Origin of the sequence: Shewanella sp. SM101, from assembly GCF_025654465.1 — a bacterium.
GTDB classification, from domain to species: Bacteria; Pseudomonadota; Gammaproteobacteria; order Enterobacterales; family Shewanellaceae; genus Shewanella; species Shewanella oncorhynchi.
Genome location: NZ_JAKKRH010000093.1, coordinates 1 through 7,183, shown reverse-complemented (window position 1 = coordinate 7,183; position 7,183 = coordinate 1). Strand labels below are relative to the sequence as shown.

Sequence of the window (7,183 nt, the reverse complement as noted above, 5' to 3'; positions counted from 1 at the left end):
TCAATGATAAATTTGGAGCAGGTGATGAAAACATACAGAACAACTACTCAGTGGCAGATGCTACTTCAACAACGCGGCTCGTTTAGTGGCACTAATATCGAATTTTGCCAACACCATAATGTCTCTATCACCACTTACTATAAACAGCGCGCTTTACTGGCTGAGTATCAGCCTAATTCAACCTTGCCAGTGCAAACAACGAACCCCACATCATCACGTTTTATTCAGTTAAAACAAACCACCACTGAAGTCTGCGCGCAAACTCATCAAAATGTGGTGCAGTTTGATATCCGCACAGGCCAGTTAATGTTTCCTGCCAATTTAGCAACGAACGATATCGTTGCCATCATTAAAGGGCTGATGGCATGAAGATGTTTGTTGATGTGCCCACCGTTTATTTATGTGCGGATGTGGTCGATTTTCGTAAATCGATTAATGGATTAGCCGCCTTAGTGGAAGCAGAGCTTGAACTACCGGTGCTCAGTGGTGCGCTATTTGTGTTTCGTAATAAAGGGCGCGACAAACTCAAACTGCTGTACTGGGATAACACCGGGTTTGCCCTGTGGTATAAGCGATTAGATAAACATAAGTTCAAATGGCCTAAACTCATGTCACCCACCATGACATTAACCGAGCAACAATTACGCTGGTTATTAGCGGGTTATGATGTGATTGGCCACAGCAAAATTGATGTCGCAGGTAAGCAAGTGCTTTAATTATTCAAAAGAGTTGGCGATCGATTGATGATCATCAAAAGACGTTCAGTTAGCACTGGAAAGCCTTTTGTTATGCCTTAAAATAGGCTTCATGAAAAATGAACTCGCCCTTAAACAGCGCATCGCTGAGCTGGAAAAACTGCTCGAAAATGAGCGGCAATTATCTTTACAGAAAGATGCACAAATCGCTGCGTTAGAAGAACGCTGGCGCCTGGCTCAACAAAAACAATTCGGCAAAAGTGCTGAAGGCTTTGTGGGGCAAGGCGAGTTATTCAATGAAGTGGAAGAGATTATTGAAGCCATTGAGGAAGAGCAGCAATCCATTAGTTATACCCGTAAAAAACCGGTGCGTAAGCCACTGCCAAAAGACTTACCCCGTGAACAAGTTATCCACGATATAGAAGATAAAACCTGTGATTGCTGTGGCGGTGAGCTACATAAAATGGGTGAAGATAAGTCAGAAAAGCTTGAGTTTATTCCCGCTCAAATCAAAGTGATTGAGCACATTCGGCCTAAGTACGCTTGCCGTCACTGTGATAAATCCTCGATTCAAACACAGATAAAGCAAGCCTCAATGCCTGCCATGCCCATCAACAAAGGCATTGCAACAAGCAGTTTGCTCAGTCAGCTTATCACCAGTAAATACCAATATGGGTTACCGCTTTATCGCCAGGAAGCCATGTTCAAGCAATACGGTATTGAGCTCAGTCGCCAGACCATGAGCAGCTGGATAGACAAATCCGCCGCACTCTTCGCGCCACTAGTTGAGCGACTTAAAGCCGAGCTGTTAAAGCAGCCCACGCTGTTTGCCGATGAAACGCCATTAAAGGTGGTGAAATCCGATAAAGTGAACAGCTACATGTGGGTGTATTGTTCAGGTCGAGATTCACCAGACCCGAATAATCCTATCCCTAATATCGTGCTTTACGACTTCCACAATAGTCGCGCGGCCGCCTGCGTGGTTAATTATCTTGATGGATATCAAGGGTATTTACACGTGGATGGTTATCAGGCCTATGCCAAAACAGAGGCAACCTTAATCGGCTGTTGGGCTCATGCTCGTCGTAAATTTATCGACGCGAAAAAGCTACAAGGGAAAAATAAAACCGGCAAAGCGGATGTGGTATTGAGCCTTATCCAAAAACTGTACGGCGTTGAGTCACGCGTTAAAGATAAAAGCAATAGAGCTGAACGTGCAGTAAAACCGTTTGTGATAGGCCGAAAAAATTGGTTATTTAGCCAAACGGCTAACGGTGCACATGCCAGTGCCGCCCTTTACAGTATTGTGGAAACCGCCAAAATAAATGGTCTAATCCCATTTGATTACATCATGGTTTGCCTTGATGAACTGTGTAAACCAGAACCCAATATCGATAGCTTGTTACCCTGGAATTTTAAACAGTAGGTGTGGTTCGCTAGACGGTTACTTTATGAGCTTGGTTATGAACGTAATAAATTGGTTCAGCTTGGGTCTGAAGAGCCAGCCCATCAAACATTAGCGGGTGTGCATAGAGTCGCATCACTATTGAAAAGGTGGATATTAGGAACTCATCAAGGTTCGGTGGGGCATGAACATTTAGATAGTTATCTCGACGAATATGCCTTTCGTTTTAATCGTCGAGCTTCTCATTCACGTGGTCTACTATTTTATAGATTACTTGAACAAGCGGTGGTTACACCACCCGTTAGCTATGAAAATATCAAAGAGCGCTAAACACAACATGTAGTGGGTAGTGGAGCTAACAGGATACCCCTTATATAATAACAGTGCACGTTGAAATTTATTCCTATTAAAGCTCATGCAGGTCTCGTTGGTTTTGAGTCTCCTGCAACTGAGTACACACAACTTGGACTTGATTTAGACCAACAATCACTGTTGAAGCGGCATTGAACGTGGAAATGGATGAGCATTTGGGGTATGAAAAATCCCGTGTAAGTAATAGCCGCAATGGTAAAACCAGCAAGTAAGGATTAAACGAACTCAAGAAAGAATTCATGTTCAGGTATAGGCTTGCTATATAAATACCCTTGTATAGCGTCGCAACCTAAAACGGACAAAAATACTTTTTGCTCTTGACTCTCTACACCTTCTGCGACTGTTTTTAGTTGTAAACTATTTGCTAACGCTACAATACTAGATACTATTGCTGAATCATCCTCTTTCCTTGGCAGGCCATCAATAAAGCTTTTATCAATTTTCAATGTATCAACGGGGAGTTTCTTTAAATAGCTTAGTGAAGAGTAGCCAGTGCCAAAGTCATCAATTGAAATAGCAACGCCTATGCTCTTTAATTTCAGTAATGTTTTAATAGTTGTTTCAATATCTTCCATCAGTAAGCTTTCTGTTATTTCTAATTCAATTTGATTTCCTTCAATTCCGGCTTTTTTGATTGATTCATTTATATCATCAACAAAAAATTCTGATTTAAGTTGTGCGGCAGATACATTGATTGATACTGTAATTGGCAGTGTTGAATGGTGTTGCCAGTTTTTTGCAAACTGGCAAGCCTTATCTAGTACAAATTTACCTAAGGGTATAATAAGACCTGATTTTTCGGCTAAAGGAATGAACTCAATAGGAGAAACTCTGCCTAATTTGGGATGATCCCACCGTATTAGTGCCTCACACCCAGCTAAGCTGCTGTTCTTTAAACTTTGCTTTGCCTGATAGTAAACCTGAAAATCATTATTTTGCAAACTTGTACGCATATCTGAAACGAGTTTGAGTTGATTTATTCTTTTTTCTTCAATCTCTGAGTTATAGACTTCGTAATTGTTTTTTCCTTTCCCTTTGACTTGATACATTGCTTGGTCAGCAGATCTTAATAATTCGTTAAAACTTTTTCCATGCAAAGGAAAAACAGCGACACCAATACTTGCTGTGATATCGACAACACAATTGGTATAAGATTTTCTTATTTGTAATAGTGAAGTTATTTGCTCACAAAGCAATTGATTTTTTTTGTCTGTTACTGAATTGTAATCATAGAAGTCAGATATGGCTATAAACTCATCACCTCCAAGTCTAGCCAAATATGTGTTTTTGGGGAGGTTGTTGGATAATATTACAGCAATTTCATTTAAAAATTCGTCACCTATCAAGTGACCTTGCGTATCATTAATGTTTTTGAAGTTATCTAAATCAATATACAAAACAGAAAAATTTTTATTATTCAATTGCGCTATGGCTATTTTATCTTCTAGTTTTTTACGACATAAAACGCGATTAGGTAACTGGGTAAGCTCATCAAAATGTGCAAGTTGCGTAATTTTTCCTTCTTTTTCAATTAGTTGTGTGACATCTAATACCGCCCCTAGCATACGAACAGGCATGGAGTTTTTATCGCGAATGACATGGCCTTTTTCTAGTACATGTCTTACTTCGCCACTAGGCTGAACGACGCGATGCATTATTTCGTAGGGGACATCATCAGAAATTGCTGTATTAACAGCATCAATAACTGATTGCCTATCATCAGGGTGTATACAGCTAAGAAATGCCTTATATGTTGCGTCAAATTCTTGCGGTGTTAATCCAAATATTCGGTATATTTCATCGGTCCAAACTAGTGTTTCGTTGGTAATATCCCAATCCCAAGTTCCTACATGTGCTAATGATTGTGAAAACTCTAATCGTTCCTGCATTTTATAAAGTGCGGTGATTACCAACTCTTTTTTGGTTAACGTTCGCATTGAACAGACAGTGTAAGTATTTCCTGATTCTTTGTAATGATTAAGCTCTATAGATACAGGTATTTCTTTCTTATTTTTGTCGAGCGCCCATAATCCGGCAACCGTTCCCATCGAGCGTTCAGTTGGGTGACTAATAAATGAGTTGCGAATAGGTACGTGCTTTTCTCGATAACGTTTAGGTATCAAACACTCTACGGTTTTACCAACTAACTCTGCTGGTTGATAACCTAATAGTTTTGTTACCGAATCGTTAACCCACGTGATTTCACCTTTATTATCTACAACGATTATAGTGTCGGGTATTAAATGTAATAAATCAGGATAAAACGGAGACATAAAAATTCCTAAGAAAAATTAAATACACACTTATTATGCAGTTATTGTTGATTGCAGTGAGTGATAGACTTTTTCTGGCAATGTAACCAACCGCATAGGGCAAGCGGCGCAAGCACATGCTAACCAAGTGAGGTGCGCAATACACGCCGTGTCCACTTCATGTGCTCTTCTACCGCGGCATCAAGTTTGGTAATGAAGTTATTCAACTTTTGCGATGAGATTTGGTCGGATCCATAAAAAAATGATGCTCAGATAATGTCTGCGCTACTACGTAGTAGGCTGCCATAATAACCTAACCTCTAAATTGTTCAATTAGACTTTTCTGTACCCGCAATTGCTCTAATAAGCTCGCGGCCAGTCGTGACACCGTTATTCCATTCTCTTCGCTCACCACGGCCAGGTCATTAACTCTAACAATATTTTTACTCACCAGCTCTGTTACCACAGATTGTTCTTCAATTGCTGCTGAAATTTGTGTATTCATATCTGATACTTTGCTTACTTCGGTGTGTATGTTACGCAACGATTCCCCTGTTTTCTCAGACAAAATCACACAATTTTCAGACAGTTTTTTACCTACTTTCATTGCACTCTCTGCATTATTTGATTCCAGTTGAAGTTGTGCAAGCAGGGTATTAATCTCTTTTGTAGACTGCTGTGTTCGCTTTGCAAGGGTTCTTACTTCATCAGCAACAACCGCAAATCCCCGTCCCTGCTCTCCTGCTCGTGCCGCTTCAATGGCAGCATTCAAAGCAAGTAAATTGGTTTGGTCGGCTATACCGCTAATCTCAGACAATACCCTACCAATCGAGTTACACCCTTCAGTCAGGCGGGTAACCACCTTATCAACTTCTGCAAGTTGACTAGATAACTCATTTATAGCCCTTACAGTTGAATCAACAACTTGCTGACCTGCTTCAGATATGTTTCTTCCTTCATCAGAAGCCTGTGCGGCCACAGATACCGTTTTAGCCAAATCTTGTACGGTAGCCGCCATTTGGTTAATTGCAGTCGCAATATGTGCCGTTTCGGCATTTTGCTCAGCCAAATATTTTGCCACCATGTCACTGGCACTATTGGTCTCGTTCGCGGCGTCCGTAATGTTTATTGATACATCATTCACCCGCCCAACTATGGCGTTTATCTCTGCCTTACGCATTTTTAAGGCCAGGTGAATATTGCCTACCACATCGTTATGGCCCGTATATATGTAACTCATTAAAGGGTTGTCAAACACAGCTTTTGCATCATCGAGCAATCTGCGGTACTTGCTTCGCCAGGTTGTAAAGAATATTGCGGAAATGAGAGTCACAATTAATAAGGGAATGCTCAGCAGCCAGGGGATATTTGTAAAAATCATCATCGCAACAAAAGCCAAACACAAAAAAAACAACAGGCCTTGTATGATTGCGGTTGCATCGATACTGGCTCTTAAAGCCCGCGGCGTTTCACCTTTGTTTAATTTAGCGTATATGGCAGTGGCATTGTCCTTCACTTGATTATCGAGCTTGGTTCTTACCGACTGATACTCTTGTATTTTGCCATGACTATCTTTAATGGGTGTGACATAGGCATTAACCCAATAATAATCACCATTTTTACAGCGATTCTTTACTGGCCCCATCCATGATTTACCCTGCTGAACAAAACTCCATAAATCTTTAAACGCCTGTTTTGGCATATCCGGATGTCGGACAAGATTATGTGGGTTGCCTTTCAATTCATCCAGGGTAAATCCGGCAATTTTGCAAAATTCGGGGTTTGCGTAGGTTATTTTACTGTCTAACTCTGTAGTGGATAATAATATATCCGCGCTGCCAAAATTAACTTCATTACCCGAATGATTTCTAGTCATAAAATTACTAATCCATTGATATATATATATATTATTTATTTATTTATTTATAATATGCCGAATATTACGTAAGTCAAATAAAACTTTAGTATAGAATCCGTCCAACACATAAAGCAGCAATTAACCCGACGAGAGTTGGTTGAGCCAGGATTAAATTGTTACTTGGCGTTATATTTAGAGCGTTCTAAAAAACAGCCCATATACCGCTTTTCCGCCATCTTATTAGAAACACCACGCTATACTTTTAGAGTTCCGGAACTGCATAAACCTCTATTTTTAACTTCGGTTATAAAAGGGGCGATTGCCATGTAACTGTTCAAATCAGTTGTAGAAAGGTAACCGTCTAGCGAACCACACCTACTGTTTAAAATTCCAGGGTAACAAGCTATCGATATTGGGTTCTGGTTTACACAGTTCATCAAGGCAAACCATGATGTAATCAAATGGGATTAGACCATTTATTTTGGCGGTTTCCACAATACTGTAAAGGGCGGCACTGGCATGTGCACCGTTAGCCGTTTGGCTAAATAACCAATTTTTTCGGCCTATCACAAACGGTTTTACTGCACGTTCAGCTCTATTG

At 40.4% G+C, this 7,183-nt stretch carries 6 protein-coding genes and 2 pseudogenes; 5 read left to right on the top strand and 3 right to left on the bottom strand.

The genetic code is table 11. The features are described from left to right. The 5 genes and pseudogenes from L5M38_RS23700 to L5M38_RS23680 form a co-directional block, all read left to right on the top strand. A partial coding sequence (locus L5M38_RS23700) for a hypothetical protein (RefSeq protein ID WP_263180498.1) occupies nt 1–369 on the top strand: 369 nt, incomplete at its 5' end. Then, complete coding sequence (tnpB, locus tag L5M38_RS23695) at nt 366–716, top strand: IS66 family insertion sequence element accessory protein TnpB (protein WP_263180497.1); 351 nt, start codon at nt 366–368, stop codon at nt 714–716. The genes L5M38_RS23700 and tnpB, both read left to right, overlap by 4 nt. Nucleotides 717–807: 91 nt before the next feature. Continuing rightward, entirely contained in the window at nt 808–2,121 is a 1,314-nt protein-coding gene (gene tnpC, locus L5M38_RS23690; protein ID WP_263180496.1) for an IS66 family transposase, read from the top strand. A 9-nt stretch (nt 2,122–2,130) separates the two neighbouring features. Further along, nucleotides 2,131–2,430, top strand: a pseudogene (locus tag L5M38_RS23685) (transposase); the annotation flags it as partial. A 60-nt stretch (nt 2,431–2,490) separates the two neighbouring features. Continuing rightward, nucleotides 2,491–2,583 (top strand): annotated as a pseudogene (locus tag L5M38_RS23680) (S24 family peptidase); the annotation flags it as partial. 104 nt (nt 2,584–2,687) lie between these two features. On the opposite strand, the gene L5M38_RS23675 reads toward L5M38_RS23680, so the two are convergent. The 3 genes from L5M38_RS23675 to L5M38_RS23665 all read right to left on the bottom strand — a co-directional run. After that, nucleotides 2,688–4,745, bottom strand: a complete 2,058-nt coding sequence (locus tag L5M38_RS23675; protein ID WP_263180494.1) for a GGDEF and EAL domain-containing protein — start codon at nt 4,743–4,745, stop codon at nt 2,688–2,690. Nucleotides 4,746–5,037: 292 nt separating this feature from the next. Then, nucleotides 5,038–6,600 (bottom strand): PAS domain-containing methyl-accepting chemotaxis protein, encoded by a 1,563-nt coding sequence (locus tag L5M38_RS23670; protein WP_263180493.1) that lies wholly within the window; start codon nt 6,598–6,600, stop codon nt 5,038–5,040. Nucleotides 6,601–6,957: 357 nt separating this feature from the next. After that, nucleotides 6,958–7,183: transposase domain-containing protein (locus L5M38_RS23665; RefSeq protein WP_263180492.1), on the bottom strand; the 226-nt coding region annotated here is incomplete at its 5' end.

Bases quoted from the DNA above. Each gene is read 5' to 3' on its own strand.
- L5M38_RS23675 (WP_263180494.1), bottom strand. From the start codon at position 4,745: ATGTCTCCGTTTTATCCTGATTTATTACATTTAATACCCGACACTATA.
- tnpB (WP_263180497.1), top strand. From the start codon at position 366: ATGAAGATGTTTGTTGATGTGCCCACCGTTTATTTATGTGCGGATGTG.
- tnpC (WP_263180496.1), top strand. From the start codon at position 808: ATGAAAAATGAACTCGCCCTTAAACAGCGCATCGCTGAGCTGGAAAAA.
- L5M38_RS23670 (WP_263180493.1), bottom strand. From the start codon at position 6,600: ATGACTAGAAATCATTCGGGTAATGAAGTTAATTTTGGCAGCGCGGAT.